This is a genomic window from Nocardia sp. NPDC049935 (genome assembly GCF_055586645.1).
In genome coordinates, this window is sequence record NZ_JBVJHV010000003.1 from 440,795 (window position 1) to 458,702 (window position 17,908).

Consider the following 17,908-nt stretch of genomic DNA (forward strand, 5'->3'; position numbering starts at 1 on the left):
CTGCCACACAGGGCAATCGGCTCGCGACACCGGCCTGATGGGCGGGTAACAGCACCCTGATGTGCTGGATACATGCGGATACCGACATTCGGCAAGAAGAAAACAACCACGATCTTCGACCGGATCGGCGGATACGAGGCGCTGGAAGCCGTCGTCGCCGATTTCTACACCCGGGTCCTGGCCGACGCGGAACTGGCCGGATTCTTCAGCGGGACGAATATGTCCCGGCTACGGGGAAAACAGGTCGAATTCTTCGCGGCCGCGCTCGGCGGCCCGGAGCCCTACACCGGCGCTCCGATGAAACAGGTCCATCAGGGCCGCGGCATCACCGTGCGGCATTTCCAGCTGGTGGCCGGGCATCTGACGGATTCGCTCACCGCCGCGGGCGTCGACGACGCCACGGTCGGTGAGATCATCGGCGCGGTCGCCCCGCTGGCCGACGATATCGCCTCCGGCCCGTCCCCGGCCCCGGCCTGAGGTATCAGCGTTTGCAGATCGTCCGGTAGACGCCGAGAGTCTGTTCGGCGATCCGGTACCAGTCGAACTCGGCCTGGGCCCGCCGCCGGCCCGCCGCGCCGAATTCGGCCGCGCGTACCGGATCGCCGGCCAGATCGTTGATCGCGGCGGCCAGGGCCCGTTCGTAACCGGCGGGGTACGCGGCGTCGAACCGCACCAACCGCCCGGTGCGCCCGTCCTCGACCACCTCGGGTATGCCGCCCACATCCGAGGCGACCACCGCGGTCGCGCAGGCCATCGCCTCCAGGTTCACGATGCCGAGCGGTTCGTACACCGAGGGGCAGACGAATACCGTGGCCGCGGCCAGCAGCTGCCGTATCTGCTCGGTGGGCAGCATCTCCCGTACCCAGAACACATTGCCGCGCTCCCGGTGCAGACCGGCGACGGCGCCGGCGACCTCCGCCTCGAGTTCCGGTGTGTCCGCGGCCCCGGCGCACAGGACGAGCTGGATCCCGGGGTCGATATCGCGCGCGGCCGCCAGCAGATGCCCGACCCCCTTCTGCCGGGTGATCCGTCCGACGAACACCGCCAGCGGCGCGGCCGGGCGCACCCCCAGTTCGTCCAGAATCCGGCGGGACCCCGGTTCCGGCGGACCGGGATGCCAGACCCGCGCGTCGATCCCGTTGCGCACCACGTGGACCTTCGCCGGATCCAGCGTGGGATAGGCGTCGAGGACATCGCGGCGCATCCAGTCGCTCACCGCGATCACCGCGTCGGCGTGTTCGAGCGCGTTGCGCTCCGACCACGACGACAGCCGGTAGCCGCCGCCGAGTTGTTCGGCCTTCCACGGCCGCCGGGGCTCGAGCGAATGTGTGGTGACCACATGCGGAATCCCGTACAGCGTGGCGGCCAGATGCCCGGCCAGACCCGAATACCAGGTATGCGAATGGACCAGGTCCACCGGGCCCACCGCTTCGGCCATCCGCAATTGCGCCGACATCATCCGCAGCGCCGGGTTGGCCTCGTCGAGCGCCGGATCCGGGTCGTGCACCCGGGCTCCGGGCCGCGGCACGCCCATGCAGTGCACGGTCACCGCGGCCATCCGGCGCAGCCGCGCCACCAATTCCGTCACATGCACACCCGCGCCGCCGTAGACCTCCGGCGGATACTCCCGGGTGAGCACGGCCACCCGTAGCGTGTCGCCCGCGGGCGCCGCGGGCGACGCGCCCGGACCGCTGGAACCGAAACTCACGGATTCACGGTAGACGCAGAGCGGTCGAGACGTCCCGACCACCTCGTTCGGTAGGTTTGGCACTGTGAGGAGCCAGCCGCACGTCCTGGGAATCGTGCTCGCCGGTGGCGAGGGCAAGCGACTCTTCCCGCTGACCGCCGACCGGGCCAAACCGGCCGTTCCCTTCGGCGGCGCCTACCGCCTCATCGACTTCGTCCTGAGCAATCTCGTCAATGCCGGTTTCCTGCGGCTGTGCGTACTGACCCAGTACAAATCGCATTCACTGGACCGGCATATCTCGCAGACCTGGCGATTATCGGGTTTCGCCGGGGAATACATCACCCCGGTGCCGGCCCAGCAACGGCTCGGGCCGCGCTGGTACACCGGCAGCGCGGACGCGATCATGCAATCGCTGAACCTCATCTACGACGAGGATCCCGATTACATCGTGGTGTTCGGCGCCGATCACGTGTACCGGATGGACCCCGAGCAGATGGTCGCCCACCATATCGATTCCGGAGCGGGGGTCACCGTGGCCGGAATACGGGTGCCGCGCAGCGCCGCCGGCGCCTTCGGATGTATCGATTCCGACGAATCCGGCCGGATCGTCGGATTCCTGGAGAAGCCCGCCCATCCGCCCGGTATTCCGGACGATCCGAACTCGACCTTCGCCTCGATGGGCAACTATGTGTTCACCACCAAGGTGCTGGTGGATTCGATCAAGGCGGATTCGGAGAATTCCGATTCCGATCACGATATGGGCGGCGACATCATTCCGCGGCTGGTCTCCTCGGGTCAGGCCGCGGTCTACGATTTCGACGCCAACGAGGTCCCCGGAGCCACCGACCGCGATCGCGGGTACTGGCGCGATGTCGGCACCATCGACGCCTTCTACGACGCCCATATGGACCTGGTGTCGGTGAATCCGGTGTTCAACCTCTACAACCGGCACTGGCCGATCCGGGGCGCCGCCGAGAACCTGCCCCCCGCCAAATTCGCCCGGGGCGGGCTGGCGCAGGAATCGATCGTGGGGGCGGGCAGTCTGCTGTCCGCGGCCACCGTCCGCAATTCGGTGCTCAGCGCCAACGTCCTGGTGGACGAGGGCGCCACCGTCGAGGGCAGTGTGCTGATGCCGGGGGTGCGGATCGGCCGGGGCGCGGTGGTGCGGCGCGCGATCCTGGACAAGAACGTGATGGTGTCGGAGGGCGAGATCATCGGCGTGGATCTCGACCGCGACCGCGACCGGTTCGCCATCAGCAACGGCGGCGTGGTCACCGTAGGCAAGGGCACCTGGGTCTGACCGGAACACGCGGTCGCCGCGGTCTCTCGATCGAGAGACCGCGGCGACCGTCTCGTTTCCGGACTGCCGTGCGTCGATCAGCGCATATCGCGACCGCGGATACCGGCCAGACCGACGGCCAGCAGAACCGCGGCGACGGCCACCACCGCGATCACCGGTGTCGCGGTGAACTCCGACCCCGGCAGTTTGGGCGCGTGGCTGAACGGTTCCAGATCGCGGAACCACTGCGGGGCGCCGGAGATCGATCCGAGCAGGAACACCGCGACCGCCGCGACGAGCAGCCCCCAGGCCACCGCGGCCCAGCGTGGTACGAGCCCGAACAGCGCGACCGTCACCGCGGCGAAGAACCAGATCGCGGGCAGCTGCACCAGCGCCGCGGCGACCACTTCCGGCATGTTCCCCGCGACGTCACCGGCGGCGATTCCGTAGGTCAGGCCGCCCAGGACACCGGCGGCCAGCATGATGACCACCGGACCGCCGAAGGCGAACACCAGATGGGAGAACGTCCAGCGCAACCGGCCGACCGCGCCGGAGAGCACCGATTCGGCATGGCCGCCGCTCTCCTCGCCGGACAACCGCAGCGCCGCCGAGACGGCGTACACCGCGCCCGCGACACCCAGCAGCGTGAAGGCGTAACTCAGGAACGAATCCTCGATCGAATCCGCGCCGCCCATCCGGGTGATCAGATCGCGCAATGTCTGATTCTCCGCGAAGCTGTCGCCGATCCCGCTGACGACACTGCCGATCACCAGCCCGTACAGCCCGATGCCGATCGTCCAGGCCAGCAGCGACCCACGTTGCAGCCGCGCGGCCAGCCCCAGCGGCCCGGACAGGGACGCACCGGCCTCCGGGCGCCCCAGCCGTTCGGCGATGAGACCCGCGCCGATATCGCGCCGCCGCAGCAGCGTGTACGCCGCGACGAGCAACACCACCAGCAGCGCGATATGCAGTACCAGGACCCACCAGCGGTCGCCCGCGTACGGCCGGATCTGCAACGACCAGCCCTGGGGTGAGAGCCAGGTCAGCGGGTTCACCGGCCCGGCGCCGGCCTGCGCGTCGCCGATGGCCCGCAGGGTGTAGGTCACCGCCAGCACGGTGAACGCCAGCCCCCGGGCGAGCCGGGCGCCCGTGCACACCTGCGCGGTCACCGCGGCCACACCCGCGAACACCATGCCGGATCCGGCCAGGGCCAGGCCGAAGGCCAGCGACCCGGCGGCGGGCACATCGCTCGCGGTCAGGCTCACCGCCCCGATCAGACCGGCCAGCAACGCGCCGCCGCAGGCCAGCAGCAGGGCCGCGGTGAGGTTGGCATAGCGGCCCACCGAGGTGGCGGACAGGATCTCGCCGCGGCCGGTCTCCTCCTCGGCGCGGGTGTGCCGGATCACGGTGAGAACGGTCGCCACCGCGATCAGCGTATGGAACATCCCCGCCTTCCAGATGCCCACGGCGCCCACGGAGTCGTTGTAGATGGGCCCGTACATGGCCAGCTGCGCCGGGCTCGCCAGCACCGTCGCGGCGAAGGACGCCCGGTCGGCCGCGGTCGGATAGACCGTTTCGATACTGGCCACATACACCCCGCCCAGCGGCAGCGACAGCAGCAGGATCCACAGCGGCGCCACGATCCGGTCGCGTCGCAGATACAGGCGCAGCAGCCGCAGCGTGCCGGTGAATCCGGTGCCCGCCGAGGGGGAATCGAACGCTCGGTGCCGGCTTCCGGCGACAACGGTGGTCATTTCTGTACCTTCTGCAGTTCGCCGGCCTCCCGGCCGTTCACCGAGTAGTGGCGTATGAACAGTTCTTCCAGGGTCGGCGGCTGGCTGACCAGACTGCGCACCCCGGTGTCCCCCAGCACCCGGATCAGTTCCGCGAGATGCTCCCCGTCGACCTGGCAGCGCAGCGTCCCGTCGTTCATGCTGACGTCGGCGACGCCCGGGATCGCGGCGATATCGCCCGGATCACCGGTCAGTTCGGCGGTGATGGAGGTCCGGCTGAGATGCCGCATCTCCGACAGCGTCCCGCTTTCCACCGTGCGGCCGGACCGGATGATGGTGACCCGCTCGCACAGCGCTTCCACCTCCGACAGGATGTGGCTGGACAGCAGCACCGTGGCCCCGCGACCGGCCGCCTCGGCGACACATTCCCGGAACACCTGCTCCATCAGCGGGTCCAGCCCCGAGGTGGGCTCGTCGAGCAGCAGCAGCCGGGCGTTCGACGAGAACGCGGAGACCAGCGCGACCTTCTGCCGGTTGCCCTTGGAGTAGGTGCGCGCCTTCTTCCGGGGATCCAGTTCGAAGCGGTCGATCAGTTCCGCGCGCCGGTCGCGATCCAGGCCGCCGCGCATGGAGGCCAGCAGGTCGATGGTCTCGCCGCCGCTCAGCGACGGCCACAGGGTGACATCACCCGGCACGTAGGCCAGTTCGCGGTGTAGCGCCACGGCGTCGGCCCACGGATCGCGGTCGAGCATCCGCACCTCTCCGGAGGTGCGCGCCAGTAGCCCCAGCAGCACCCGGATGGTGGTGGACTTACCCGCGCCGTTGGGTCCGAGGAACCCGTGCACTTCGCCTTCGTTCACCTCGAGGTCCAGCCCGTCGAGCGCGCGGACCTGCCCGAAGTGTTTGTGCAGATCCCGGATATGTATTGCCGAGGTCATCAGAACTCCTTGTCGGAAGCATTGTGAGAGCGGGGTGGGGAGGCGCCGGCGGGATCGCCGGCGGGGCCCGGGTCCGGTGAACCCCGCTCGGTCGGCTCGACGCCGCCGTCCTCCTGTTCGGCCAGCAGCGCGTCGAGCATCGAGGAGTCGGTGAGCAGGCCCTTGGTGAGGACTTCCAGGGCGGGCAGCATGATCTGCTGTCCGTAATCCCGCAAGGCCTGCCGGTAGTCGATCGGCGTGCCGGCCTCGGTTCGCAGCTGAAGGAAAAGCAATAGGCCACCGCCGTTGTTCAGCGCCATATAGCGGGCTGTCGCGGCCAGATCGCGGGGACGGCGGATGGCTCCGGAGATGATCCCGGCCTCCAGATAGTGCTGAGCGTCTTCGACCATATGCTCGAAGAGCGTGGCGGCCAGTGCACCGCCCGCCTGAAAACTGCGCATCATGTACGCGGTGACCGGCGCGTATTCGTCGATCGCGGCGAGCTGCTGGAGCAGGTTCCCCGCTGACGGCCGGTTCATGAAGCTCAGCTTCGCTTCCCTGATAACGGCCCGAACGTGATCGTCACATTCCCGGCGCAGCCCTTCCTTGCTCCCGAAATGGTGGTTGACCAGGCCGGGCGAGACCGAAGCGGCGGCGGCGATAGTGCGAACCCCGACACCGAGCCCCTGTTCTCCGAACACCAGGATGGCCGCGTCCCGTATCCGGGCCCGGGTAGTCAGATCATCGGTTGAACGCATGTTCAATACGTTAAACACGCGTTCAATCAAGGCGCAAGAGGTAGCCCCGTCAAGATTCCGCAAAGACCGGATCACCGCAGTTCAGCGATAGGAAAGTCCGCTGGATCCCGCCGACCTGCCCAGCGCTCCGGCGGCGCGACTACAGCCCCCGACCTACCCGCCCGTGACCCGGTGGGCGACCACCGGATCACGAACGCCGGCGAGCGGGGACTACCCCTTCGAGGCGCAGAGCAGCCCGTCACCCAGGGGAATGAGAACACTGGTCAGACGCGGATCCTCGGCCACGAACCGGGTGGCCGACCGCACCGCCTGGGTGGCCGCGTCGCGATGCGCGGGATCGGGGACCCGGCCGCCCAGCAGGGCGTTGTGCAACAGCACCGCACCGCCACCCCGCAGCAACCGCACCGCCTCGGCCACGTACTGCGGTTGCTCGACCGTCGCCGCGTCCAGGAAGACCAGGTCGTAGGCGCCGTCGGCCAATCGCGGCAGCACATCGAGCGCCCGGCCGTTGATGAGCCGGGTCCGGGCGAGCGGGATATCGGCGGCCCGGAACGACTCCTTGGCGGCGCGCTGATGTTCCGGTTCGAAGTCGATGGTGGTCAGCGTCCCGTCCTCGCGCATACCGTCGAGCAGCCACAACCCGCTGACCCCGACACCGGTTCCCACCTCGACCACCGCCCGCGCGTCCAGCAGCTGCGCGTACATGCTCAGCAGAGCCCCGACCGACGGCGGCACCGGGGCCGCTCCCAGCTCGGTGGCCCGTTCGCGGGCGCTGACGAGTACCTCGTCCTCCACGACGGATTCCTCGACGTAGGCGAGATTTCGCTCCAGGTTCGATGCCACGCCCCGAGGTTATGCCAAACGCGGCGAAGCGGGTCGCAACATTCTCAGGTGTCCCTCAGGATCTCCACACCCCGGCCATATCGGCGCAAGGAAGAGTAAGGGTCACGCAAGACCAGCAGATCGAACGCGCAGGAACGGGAACAACGGAGTACCAACCGGCCGTTGTATCCGGTAAAGAGCGGCCCGACACCCGGGCCACTGTCGAGCCTACGCCTCGGTCCCGATCAGGAGGTCAGTCACCATCCACATGGTCGATGCGGCACGCGAGTCCGCCACCTTGCCCGAGCTGCCCCGGGCCCGCCGTTCGGCAGCAGGAACCGGGTACCACCTGCCCGGGCGGGAAGAATTCGGCCCCGGACCGTTTCCGGAGCCCGATCTCGAGGTAGCCGCACACCACGACCTGGTGGCCAACGATCCCGTTTCACCGGACGCCCTGATGGAGGTGCCCGCTATGTCCAGTACCGATGACAGACCCGAGGTTCTCGACGCAGTCTCGAACTCGGAGATCGTCGCCGCCGAACTCGAGGATCCACTGACGGGCACCGCGGCCTTCGACGCCACCGGCGACCGTGCGGTCATGCCCACCTGGGAGGAACTGGTCCGTGAACACGCCGACCGCGTGTACCGGCTCGCCTACCGCCTCTCCGGCGACGCCCAGGACGCCGAGGATCTGACCCAGGAAACCTTCATCCGGGTGTTCCGCTCGCTGTCCAACTATCAGCCCGGCACGTTCGAGGGCTGGCTGCACCGCATCACCACCAACCTCTTCCTGGACATGGTCCGCCGGCGCAGCCGGATCCGGATGGAGGCCCTCCCCGACGACTACGACCGGGTGCCCGCCGACGGCCCCGGCCCCGAGCAGGTGTTCCACGACGCCCGCCTCGACCCCGATCTGCAATCCGCCTTGGATTCGCTGGCTCCCGAATTCCGCGCCGCGGTCGTGCTGTGCGATATCGAGGGCCTGTCCTACGAGGAGATCGGCGCGACCCTGGGCGTCAAGCTGGGTACCGTTCGCAGCCGTATTCATCGCGGCCGGCAGGCACTGCGCGAGTATCTTGCGCATAATGGAGTGCAGGAGCGATTCGCCGCCGAGGCGAGCCTCGCATGAGACACCGAGGCGAGCCTCACGTGGAGTTGCGAGGCGGGCCTCGCGTAGCACACGAGGGCGAGCTTCTGGTGATCCGGCGACCGTGATGCCGGATCCCGGCGGTCAGCGATGTCGGTTGGGAAGGATGGGCAGCGAATGAGTGACGACTCCAGATCTCCCGGTCGTCGTTCCCCGCAGTTCCACTCCACCGAGCATCTGGCGAGCGAGGCGGTCGCCGCCTATGTCGATGGCGAACTGCGGATGAATCCCTACCTGCGTGCGGCACAGCACCTTTCGGTCTGCGCGGAATGCGCGGCCGAGGTGGAGGCCCAGCAGCAGGCCCGTATCGCGCTGCGGCGGGCCACCCAGATCTCGGTGCCGACGAGCCTGCACGACAGCCTGTCGCGAATTCCGCTCGCCGAACCACCGACCGGCGCCCCCTCCCGGAATTCGCCCGGAAATACTCGTAACGAGGCATTATTCGGTTCGACGGGTCAGTCTTTCTCGTCGACCTTCGACAGCTTCCGGTGGTCGGTGTGGTGGCGCAAGTAGAGTTTGCCGCGTGAGTTCCGAATCGACGCACAATTCCCCGGCCGACAATCCTGATTCGGCGGACGAAAACGGCACGGCGAACGGCAACGGCACGCTACGCCCGCCCGATGCCCCGGTGCTGGCACCGCGCCCCGTCTATCGACCCCATGTGGACTCACATACCGCGCATGCCTTCCGCCGGCCGTCCGGCCAGTCGGGATCCTTCTCGCCCCGTTCCGCGCGCGGCGAGACCTCGGCGGCGGTCGCACCCAAGGGGCCGCCGGAGGCGGTCCTGGCCGAGGCGTTCGGCCGTCCGCCGGGGTCCGACGAACTACTCCAGCGCGACCCCGACGCGGTCACCGAGAACGCTCCGGTCGCCGGCCCCGCCGATCCCTGGCGTGACCCCGACGCACAGGCCCGTCTCGGCGGGCCCGCCCTGCACGCCCCCGCCACCCAGGAACGTCCCCGCGCCGAGCAACTCTCCGCCCGGCAGGTGCTCTTCGGTTCCCGGGTCGCGCCCCGGGCCCTGCTCGTCCTGGCCGCTATCGCGCTGGCGATCGGACTCGTCGGCGGACTGGTCGGGCGGCTCACCGCCGAAACCGCGTCGACCCTGACCTCCCGCAAGGTCAGCCTGGAACAGACCGACAGCGACCAGCCGCACGGGCCGATCGCCCAGGTCGCCGACGCGGTACTGCCGTCGGTGGTCTCGATCCGCACCACGGTCGGCGAGAACGGCGCCACCGGTTCGGGAGTGGTGATCGACGGGAACGGCTATATCGTCACCAACAACCACGTGATCTCGATGGCCGCGCAGGATCAGTCGGGGCGCGCCCGGATCCAGGTCACCTTCTCCGACGGCACCCGGACCCCCGCGAGCATCGTGGGTCGCGATCCGAAGAGCGACCTCGCCGTCCTCAAAGTCGATGTGAAGAATCTCACGGTCGCCCAACTGGGCAAATCGGGCGACGTGCAAGTCGGTGACGCGGTGCTGGCCATCGGCTCCCCACTCGGCCTGAGCAAAACCGTCACCTCCGGCATCGTGAGCGCACTGCATCGTCCGGTAAAACTCGAAGGCGAGGGCAGCGATACCAAGGCCGTGATCGACGCCGTGCAGACCGACGCCTCGATCAACCCCGGTAATTCCGGTGGCGCCCTGGTGGATGCGGACGGCCGCGTGATCGGTATCAACACCGCGATCCGCAGTGAGAGCGGAGGCTCGGTCGGACTCGGTTTCGCCATCCCGGTGGATCAGATGACCGAGGTCGCGCAGACCCTGATCAAGAACGGGTCGATCCACCACCCGGTGATCGGAGTGAGCGCGCGCCAGAAGACGGTCGCCAACGAGGTCATGAGTGGCGCCGAGGTGGCCGATGTGCAGCCGGGCAGTCCGGCCGCGAACGCCGGCATCGTCGAAGGCGATGTGATCGTCCGCGTCGGCGACCGTGAGGTCACCAATCCCGATGAACTCGTTGTGGCGGTGCAGATGCACGATATCGGCCAGTCGGTGAACGTCCAGCTCATCCGGGAAGGACGGCAGGTGGACATTCCGGTCACCCTGGCGTCCGACTGATCCGCGGCGCGCGGCGCCGGGTAGCCTGGAGAGGTGTTCAGCAGTATCGGGTGGGGCGAGATGCTCGTGCTACTCGTCGCCGCCCTCGTCATCCTCGGCCCGGAACGTCTACCCGGCGCCGCGCGGTGGACTGCGCGCAGTCTGCGCCAGGTTCGCGATTACGCGACCGGCGCGACATCGCAATTACGTTCGGAACTCGGCCCCGAATTCGAAGATCTGCGTAAACCGCTCGCGGATCTCCAGGAATTGCGCGGGATGTCACCACGTTCGGTGGTGACCAAACATCTTCTGAACGGCGACGATTCCCTGTTCAAGGATCTGGACGGCGCATTACCGGACAGCAAGAATGTTCTCGGCGCGCACAGCGGCATGCCAGATTACCCGCGATCTGCGTCACATAAACCCTTGGAACACAATGAACGTCCGCCGATCGACACCGACGCCACCTGAGCGTCAACCAGGCTAGACGCAGTTCAGCGACCTCCTGTCTAGACTTCGCACATGTCGGCCGATGACGTGGCGCGGATATTCGCGATCGAAGACAAAGTCGAGCGACTCAAGGCCGCAACGGAGGGTGTCGCGGCGGCTCAGCAGACCATCAACGAGCTCACCCGGATTCGCCGTGCGGTGATCCGGGAATTACACGCCGAGGGATGGACTTTCGCACGAATCGGTGCGGCCGCGGGACTGTCCCGCGCCCGCATCCACCAGGTGAGCACACAGGGTCCGGCGCCGGAGGGTTTGTTCTTCGGGCACGGACCGCTCACCCTGCTGGTCCCGGATACGCGCGCGGGCAGGCTGATCGGGGCACCCGATCCGGCGGCCGCGCCCCGGCTGGCCGAGCAGCTGAAAGAGCTGGGCTTCGGAGTCACCATCGAACCGTTCGCGCCGGGGCGCCCGGTGGACCTGCTACGCGACGGACTGATCGTGATCGGCGGGCCCGAACTCTCCCCCAGCCTGCGCCATCTCATCGCCGCCGACCCGCGCCTACGCCGGGCCGTCGCCCGGCCCGGCGACGGCCGCCGCGGGATCGAAGACCGCGCCGCGCGGCGGATATACCGTCCGGCCAGCCCAGAGCCGCACGATATCGCCTACCTGGCCCGGCTGCCCCGGCCGGACGGGCGCGGCTCCATCCTGGTGATCGACGGTCTGCATCCGCCGGGTTCGCTCGGTGCCGTACGCCTGCTGGCCACCCGGCTCGCCACCCTGCACGAGCGCGCCGCCAACCGGCGTTTCTCGGTACTGGTCGGGGTCCGCTACGACCGGTCCACCGGTGAACCGGTGGACGCGGACCTGCTCACCCCGGTGTATGTGCACGAGCCGGTGGATTCCAGGCCGCACGTGGTCCGGCAGCGCCGCTGACGTCCTCGGCACACGCCCCGGGAACGGAAAGGGAATTCGGCGCGCCTTTACGTCGACACGCCCGTACAACACCTATAGCGACACCGAATATTTTCCGATCGCATTGCTACCCTGGCGAACGGTAGGCCGATGAGGCCGATATGCGGTGGCCTTCCGGAGATCGGCTCCGACAAGTCGATTCGTGGAGGCGCGGGTGGATGCGTTGATTATCGTGGCGGTCATACTGGTCGCGGCCGGCCTGCTGGTTTCGATATTCGTGTGGTGGCGTAATCCGGGTTCCGGGAACAGCGAATACGTGACCGTCGCCGAATTACAGGCCCGGTTGGACCATGAGCACGAGGAACCCGGCGAGACCGCGGACGACACAGCGCAGACCTCTACCGGGAAACCGCACGACGAGAAAGCCGGAGCCGTCCCGGACGAGACCTCCGCGGTCGCCGGGGACGAAGCGTCCGACGAGGGATCCGCGCCCGAGGATGTGGAAACAGCGGACACCGCCGCCGGGGAGTCCGGCGACGAGCCGGCGGACGCCGCTACCGAAGGCACGGCGGCTACGGCGCAGAAGACGCCGAAACCTGCCTCACCGGCCGAGCCCGAGCCCGGCCACGACCACTGACGCGAGGCCGGTGGTCGCGGCCGGGACCGTTCAGGCGGCCGCCACGTCCGGGCGGATCGTATTCATCGCCGGCCGGTCCAGCAGATCCACCACCGTGCTGTGCGGGGTGAACTCGTCACCGATCAGCGGGAACTGGGTGAGCGCGGCGCCCGAATCCGCGATACCGCAGCGGCCCAGCACCGTGCCCAGGATCTGCCGGCTCATCACGCCCAGATCGGCCAGCGGCCGGTTGCGATGTGTGCGGACCCCGAGGTTGACCTGCCCGATGGCGCCGAGGCCGAGACGGTCGTAGGTATCGAGCAGTAATCCGATCTCCACCCCGTAACCCGGGGCGAACGGAACGGCGGTGAGCAGTTCACGGGTGCCCGCGTACTCCCCGCCCAGCGGCTGCAGTACCGGGGTGAGGCCCGGTCGCAGCGCGGCCAGCAGCGGGCGTGCCACCAATTCGGTGACCCGGCCGCCCCCGTGCGCGTCCACGCCGCCGCCGTGTAGCAGCGGACGCCGGTAGTACGCCTTCACCAGATGCAGATCGGGCTTGGTGAGCAGCGGACCCAGCAGTTTCGGCACGAACGCCGGATCCGGATCGATCAGATCGGAATCGACGAAGGCCACCAGATCGCCGCTGGTCACCGCGAGCGAGCGCCACAGCACCTCGCCCTTGCCCGGTACCGGCTCCAGTTCGGGCACGGCCTGTTCGCGGGTGATGACCTCGGCCCCGGCCGCACGGGCGCGTTCGGCGGTCGCATCGGTGGACCCGGAATCCAGTACGACGAGCTCGTCCACCAGAGTGCCGAGCAGCGGCCGGATACTGGCCACCACCTCGGCGACGGTTCTCTCCTCGTTCAATGCGGGCAGCACCACCGAAACGGTGCGGCCGGCCTTGGCGGCGACCAGCTCGGCCACCGACCAGTCGGGGGCGTCCCAGGTATTGGTGGACGCCCAGCCGGGCTCGTGGTGTGAGAGTTTCATACGAGACCTCGCAGAGTTCGTACTGGGGGCCGGACCCCCTGGATCGCGGCGATCATGTCGACAACACGCCGGGTCGCGGCGACCTCGTGCACACGGAAGACCCGGGCGCCCGCCGCGGCCGACCACGCTGTTGCTGCCAATGTGCCCTCCAGCCGTTCGGAAAGTCCGGCACCTAATGTCTCTCCGATGAAATCCTTGTTGCTCAGCGCCATCAAGACCGGCCACCCGCTTTTTACAAGAACGTCCGCTGCCCGCAACAGTGCGAGCCCGTGATAGGTGTTTTTCCCGAAATCATGGGTCGGATCTATGAGGATGGAATCCCTGGCCACACCGGCCGCCGCGGCCGCTTCCGCCGCACCGACCACCGAGTCTGTGACCTCGGCCACCACATCGTCGTAACGGACCCGATGCGGGCGGGTCCGCGGCACCGCGCCCCCGGTATGACTGCAGACGATCCCGGTCCCCGTCTCCGCCGCCACCGTCACCAATTCCGGATCGGCTCCCGCCCAGGTGTCGTTGATCAGATCCGCGCCCTCGGCCACGGCCGCGCGCGCGACGCCGGACCGCCAGGTGTCCACACTGATCAACAGGCCGGGATAGGCCTCCCGGATGGCGGCCACGAACGGCACCACCCGCCGCGATTCCTCGGCCGCGTCCACCAGCTCCCCCGGACCCGCCTTCACCCCGCCGATATCGACCAGATCGGCGCCTTCGGCGACCGCCCGGTCCACCGCTGCCATCGCGGCCGTGTCGCCGAAGGTGGCGCCCCGGTCGTAGAAGGAATCCGGGGTGCGATTCACGATCGCCATCACCAGGGCTCGATCCGTCGCTACCGAACGTCCGCACAACGTCGGTGACGGGCGGACGGGTTCGAACATGTGTCGAGCTTAGTAGCGCATCGGCGCCGATGGGGTCCAGGGTCGAGGTCGGCGACCCGGGAGGAAGTCACAACGCGGCTATATTTCGAGCCCGAGACTGCTGTTCGGCCCTGAACGGCCTGGCCACGTCTCACCGCCCGATGCCGGGCTCCGGATGGTGCGCGGAGCCCGGGCCCAGCGCCGCGAAGGCCGTGCCGAGATCCACTGCCAGGGTGATGCGGTCGAGGGCAGCCTGCGGAACGAATCCCTGCTCACGCAGCTGCGCGAGCCAGGTGAACAGGCCCGTGTAGTGGCCGTCCGGGTCGAGGATCGCCATCGGTTTCGCGTGCTGGCCCAGATGACCGCCGGTCCAGGTCTCGAAGAACTCCTCCAGGGTGCCGATCCCGCCCGGCAGGGTCAGGAAGGCGTCGGCCCGGTCCTCCATCACCTGTTTGCGCTGCCGCATGGTGTCGGTGACGATCAGCTCGTCGGAGTCCACATCGGCGACCTCCCGGTGCACCAGATGTTTCGGGATCACCCCGACGGTATGCGCCCCGCCCGCCCGGGCCGCGGTCGCCAGCGCGCCCATCATCGATACGTTGCCGCCACCGGACACCAGCTGCCAGCCGCGGCGGCCCACTTCCGCGCCGACCCGGGCCGCCAGGTCCAGATACCCCGGATCGGAGGTACCGGCCGAGCAGTACACACACAGTGCGAACGGACGCGGGGTCACCATTCGTCCTTCCTCCCGACCTTCTCGATCGCGTTCGCCGGCTGCGAGCCCTCAACGATCGCCACCACCTCGGCGATATCGTCGGTGACGTGCAGGAGGTCGATATCGCCGGGTGAGATCCGGCCCTCGGCCGCCAGCGATGTGCGGATCCACTCCACCAGCGGCGCCCAGTACCGGGAACCGAACAGGATGATCGGGAACCGGGTGATCTTGCGGGTCTGTACCAGGGTGAGCGCCTCGAACAGCTCGTCCAGGGTGCCGTACCCGCCGGGCAGGCAGACGAAGGCCTGTGAGTACTTCACGAACATGGTCTTGCGTACGAAGAAGTAGCGGAAGTTGATCCCGAGATCGACCCAGTCGTTGAGGCTCTGCTCGAACGGCAACTCGATCCCCAGCCCGATCGAATAACCGCCCGCCTCGGACGCCCCGCGGTTGGCGGCCTCCATCACGCCCGGACCGCCCCCGGTGATCACCGCGAACCCGGCGCTCGCCAGCGCGGCGCCCAGCTCCCGCGCGGCCTCGTACTCCGGATGATCGGCGGCGGTACGCGCCGAACCGAAGACGCTCACCGCCCGGGGCACCTCGGCCAGCGCGCCGAAGCCTTCCACGAACTCCGCCTGGATACGCAGCACCCGCCACGGATCGGTATGCACCCAGTCGCTGTCCTCCCGCTGATCCAGCAGGTGCTGATCGGCGGTGCCGCCCCGGGGAGTCCGGGCCCGGCGGAACATGATCGGCCCGCGGAAGCGGGTCTTGGGTTTACCGGCCATCCCGGGTTCAGCGGAGTCGGTCGACATCGGGGGTGTCCTTCGTGAGGTAGGCGCGCAGCATTTCGGTGACGTCGGTGATCTGGGTGAGGGGGACGTGCTCGTCGCGTTTGTGGGCGAGATTGGGGTCCCCGGGGCCGAAGTTCACGGCCGGAATACCGCGGGCCGCGAAACGGGATACATCGGTCCAGCCGTATTTCGCCCGGATACCCGCCGATCCGTGCGCCCGCACCGTCTCGACCAGCCCGCGGGCGGCCGGCGCGGTGAGACCCGGCAGGGCGCCGGGGGCGGCGTCGGTGATCTCGAAATCCAGGTCGAGACCGGCGACGACCTCGCGCACATGCTCGACCGCCTGATCGACCGTCCGGTCGGGCGCGAACCGGAAGTTCACATCCACCTCGGCCGCATCGGGCACCACATTGCCCGCGACCCCGCCGCTCACACGGACGGCCGAGAGCCCTTCCCGGTAACGGCAACCGTCGATATCCACCTCCCGGGCCCGGTATTCCGACAGCCGGGTCAGCAGCGGCGCGAGCCGGTGGATCGCGTTGTCGCCGAGCCAGGCCCGGGCCGAATGCGCGCGAACCCCGGCGGTGCTCAGCCGGACCCGCAGCGTGCCCTGGCAGCCCGCTTCGATCCAGCCGCCCGACGGTTCGCCGAGAATCGCGAGATCGGCGTCCAGCCATTCGGGCAGTTCGCGTTCGATGACGTTCAGGCCGTTGAACTCGGCCGCGATCTCCTCACAGTCGTAGAAGATCAGCGTCAGATCGTGGGCGGGTTCGGCGATGGTCGCGGCCAGATGCAGGAACACCGCGTCCCCGGATTTCATATCGACCGATCCGCAGCCGTACAGCACCTCGGCCCCGTTCTCGGTGGTGAACCGGCCCGGCACATTGTCGGCGATGGGCACGGTATCGAGGTGACCGGCCAGCACGACCCGGGTGGGCCGGCCGCGATCCGTGCGCGCGAGCACCACGTTGCCGTGCCGGACGACCTCGAAACCGCTGGTCTGGGTGCGCAGCGCGGTTTCCACGGCGGTGGTGACCGCGTCTTCGTCCCGGGAGACGCTCGGGATGTCGACGAGGGCTGCGGTGAGGGCGATGGGGTCGGCACGCAGGTCGAGGGTCACGGCATACGAGCCTAGAGGTGGCCCACCACGCCGGGCCCGTCGGTGGGTAGGCTTCCTGTTCGTGAGCACTCAGGGAGCAACCGCTATCGGCATCGCCACTGTGACCGCGGACGGAACCGTTCTGGATACCTGGTTTCCCGCCCCCGAACTGGGCGATCCCGGCAGCACCGGTACCGAACGGCTCACCGATCCGCCGGCCGAACTCGCCGAACTGGTCGGCCCGGACACCGCGCGCGGTGTCGACGTGGTCGCGGTGCGCACCTCCATCGCCGATCTGTCGGCCGCCCCGGTCGACGCCCACGATGTCTACCTGCGGCTGCATCTGCTCTCGCATCGCCTGGTCCGGCCGCACACGGTGAGCCTGGAAGGACAGTTCGCGCTGCTGTCCAATGTCGTGTGGACCAACCACGGCCCGGCGGCGGTGGAGGGCTTCGAACTCACGCGCGCCAAACTGCGCGCCCGCGGACCGGTCACCGTGTACAGCGTGGACAAGTTCCCGCGCATGGTCGACTACGTGGTCCCGGCCGGCGTGCGGATCGGCGACGCCGACCGGGTGCGCCTGGGCGCGCATCTGGCGGCCGGTACCACCGTGATGCACGAGGGCTTCGTGAACTTCAACGCCGGCACCCTCGGCACCTCCATGGTCGAGGGCCGGATCTCGGCCGGAGTGGTGGTCGGCGACGGCTCCGATGTCGGTGGCGGCGCCTCCACCATGGGCACCCTGTCCGGTGGCGGCACCACGGTCATCTCGATCGGTGAACGGTCGTTGCTGGGCGCGAATTCCGGCCTGGGTATTCCGCTGGGCGACGACTGTGTCCTCGAGGCCGGCCTCTACCTGACCGCGGGCACCAAGGTCACCACCCCCGACGGCACCGTCGTCAAGGCGGCCGAACTGAGCGGGACCGACAATCTGCTGTTCCGCCGGAATTCGCGGACCGGCGCGGTGGAGGTCGTGCCGCGGGCGGGCACCGGTATCGAACTCAACGAGGCACTGCACGCCCACAACTGAGCTGTAATTTTGGAGCAGCTCCGCTGCTCGAGGTTCGGCCCTCCTGAGCGTCTGCTGTCAG

At 68.5% G+C, this 17,908-nt stretch carries 19 protein-coding genes; 9 read left to right on the forward strand and 10 right to left on the reverse strand.

Annotated elements, in window-relative coordinates; translation table 11 throughout:
* Positions 1-72: 72 nt before the first annotated feature.
* Positions 73-477 (forward strand): group I truncated hemoglobin, encoded by a 405-nt coding sequence (locus tag ACZ6SF_RS14910; protein WP_466062649.1) that lies wholly within the window; start codon positions 73-75, stop codon positions 475-477.
* 4 nt (positions 478-481) lie between these two features.
* Here ACZ6SF_RS14910 and glgA read toward each other — a convergent pair whose 3' ends face one another.
* Positions 482-1,708 (reverse strand): glycogen synthase, encoded by a 1,227-nt coding sequence (gene glgA / locus ACZ6SF_RS14915; RefSeq protein WP_466062650.1) that lies wholly within the window; start codon positions 1,706-1,708, stop codon positions 482-484.
* A 64-nt stretch (positions 1,709-1,772) separates the two neighbouring features.
* Here glgA and glgC point away from each other — a divergent pair, with 64 nt between their 5' ends.
* Positions 1,773-2,987, forward strand: coding sequence for a glucose-1-phosphate adenylyltransferase (glgC, locus tag ACZ6SF_RS14920; RefSeq protein ID WP_466062651.1), 1,215 nt, complete (start codon positions 1,773-1,775; stop codon positions 2,985-2,987).
* A 77-nt stretch (positions 2,988-3,064) separates the two neighbouring features.
* Here glgC and ACZ6SF_RS14925 read toward each other — a convergent pair whose 3' ends face one another.
* The 4 genes from ACZ6SF_RS14925 to ACZ6SF_RS14940 all read right to left on the reverse strand — a co-directional run bounded on the left by ACZ6SF_RS14925 (position 3,065) and on the right by ACZ6SF_RS14940 (position 7,217).
* Positions 3,065-4,720, reverse strand: coding sequence for an ABC transporter permease (locus ACZ6SF_RS14925; protein ID WP_466062652.1), 1,656 nt, complete (start codon positions 4,718-4,720; stop codon positions 3,065-3,067).
* Entirely contained in the window at positions 4,717-5,637 is a 921-nt protein-coding gene (locus ACZ6SF_RS14930) for an ABC transporter ATP-binding protein (protein WP_466062653.1), read from the reverse strand. The genes ACZ6SF_RS14925 and ACZ6SF_RS14930 overlap by 4 nt, the downstream gene beginning before the upstream one ends.
* Positions 5,637-6,374, reverse strand: coding sequence for a TetR/AcrR family transcriptional regulator (locus tag ACZ6SF_RS14935; RefSeq protein ID WP_466062654.1), 738 nt, complete (start codon positions 6,372-6,374; stop codon positions 5,637-5,639). The genes ACZ6SF_RS14930 and ACZ6SF_RS14935 overlap by 1 nt, the downstream gene beginning before the upstream one ends.
* Before the next feature lie 210 nt (positions 6,375-6,584).
* Positions 6,585-7,217, reverse strand: coding sequence for an O-methyltransferase (locus ACZ6SF_RS14940; protein WP_466062655.1), 633 nt, complete (start codon positions 7,215-7,217; stop codon positions 6,585-6,587).
* A gap of 451 nt (positions 7,218-7,668) precedes the next feature.
* Here ACZ6SF_RS14940 and sigE point away from each other — a divergent pair, with 451 nt between their 5' ends.
* From sigE to ACZ6SF_RS14970, 6 genes are all read left to right on the forward strand, one after another.
* A complete protein-coding gene (gene sigE / locus ACZ6SF_RS14945) occupies positions 7,669-8,325 on the forward strand; it encodes an RNA polymerase sigma factor SigE (RefSeq protein WP_466062656.1) in 657 nt (218 codons plus the stop codon).
* A 135-nt stretch (positions 8,326-8,460) separates the two neighbouring features.
* Positions 8,461-8,856 (forward strand): hypothetical protein, encoded by a 396-nt coding sequence (locus tag ACZ6SF_RS14950; RefSeq protein ID WP_466062657.1) that lies wholly within the window; start codon positions 8,461-8,463, stop codon positions 8,854-8,856.
* 10 nt (positions 8,857-8,866) lie between these two features.
* A complete protein-coding gene (locus tag ACZ6SF_RS14955) occupies positions 8,867-10,405 on the forward strand; it encodes a trypsin-like peptidase domain-containing protein (RefSeq protein WP_466062658.1) in 1,539 nt (512 codons plus the stop codon).
* A gap of 33 nt (positions 10,406-10,438) precedes the next feature.
* Positions 10,439-10,855 carry a Sec-independent protein translocase protein TatB gene (tatB, locus tag ACZ6SF_RS14960; protein WP_466062659.1) on the forward strand — a complete coding sequence of 139 codons (417 nt, stop codon included), beginning with the start codon at positions 10,439-10,441 and terminating at the stop codon, positions 10,853-10,855.
* Between the two features lie 51 nt (positions 10,856-10,906).
* Entirely contained in the window at positions 10,907-11,767 is an 861-nt protein-coding gene (locus ACZ6SF_RS14965; protein ID WP_466062660.1) for a hypothetical protein, read from the forward strand.
* 193 nt (positions 11,768-11,960) lie between these two features.
* Positions 11,961-12,383, forward strand: coding sequence for a hypothetical protein (locus tag ACZ6SF_RS14970; RefSeq protein ID WP_466062661.1), 423 nt, complete (start codon positions 11,961-11,963; stop codon positions 12,381-12,383).
* A 30-nt stretch (positions 12,384-12,413) separates the two neighbouring features.
* Here ACZ6SF_RS14970 and ACZ6SF_RS14975 read toward each other — a convergent pair whose 3' ends face one another.
* The 5 genes from ACZ6SF_RS14975 to dapE form a co-directional block, all read right to left on the reverse strand.
* Positions 12,414-13,352 carry a glucosyl-3-phosphoglycerate synthase gene (locus tag ACZ6SF_RS14975; protein WP_466062662.1) on the reverse strand — a complete coding sequence of 313 codons (939 nt, stop codon included), beginning with the start codon at positions 13,350-13,352 and terminating at the stop codon, positions 12,414-12,416.
* The gene (gene folP, locus ACZ6SF_RS14980) at positions 13,349-14,230 is read right to left on the reverse strand and encodes a dihydropteroate synthase (RefSeq protein WP_466062663.1); all 882 of its coding nucleotides are present in this window, start codon (positions 14,228-14,230) and stop codon (positions 13,349-13,351) included. The genes ACZ6SF_RS14975 and folP overlap by 4 nt, the downstream gene beginning before the upstream one ends.
* Positions 14,231-14,360: 130 nt before the next feature.
* Positions 14,361-14,945, reverse strand: coding sequence for an LOG family protein (locus ACZ6SF_RS14985; protein ID WP_466062664.1), 585 nt, complete (start codon positions 14,943-14,945; stop codon positions 14,361-14,363).
* Positions 14,939-15,739 (reverse strand): LOG family protein, encoded by an 801-nt coding sequence (locus tag ACZ6SF_RS14990; protein ID WP_466062665.1) that lies wholly within the window; start codon positions 15,737-15,739, stop codon positions 14,939-14,941. Before ACZ6SF_RS14990 ends, ACZ6SF_RS14985 begins: the two co-directional genes overlap by 7 nt.
* The gene (gene dapE, locus ACZ6SF_RS14995) at positions 15,720-16,838 is read right to left on the reverse strand and encodes a succinyl-diaminopimelate desuccinylase (protein WP_466062666.1); all 1,119 of its coding nucleotides are present in this window, start codon (positions 16,836-16,838) and stop codon (positions 15,720-15,722) included. The genes ACZ6SF_RS14990 and dapE overlap by 20 nt, the downstream gene beginning before the upstream one ends.
* 61 nt (positions 16,839-16,899) lie before the next feature.
* Between dapE and dapD the strand changes: the two genes are divergently transcribed.
* Positions 16,900-17,847 carry a 2,3,4,5-tetrahydropyridine-2,6-dicarboxylate N-succinyltransferase gene (dapD, locus tag ACZ6SF_RS15000; protein ID WP_466062667.1) on the forward strand — a complete coding sequence of 316 codons (948 nt, stop codon included), beginning with the start codon at positions 16,900-16,902 and terminating at the stop codon, positions 17,845-17,847.
* Positions 17,848-17,908: the final 61 nt, after the last annotated feature.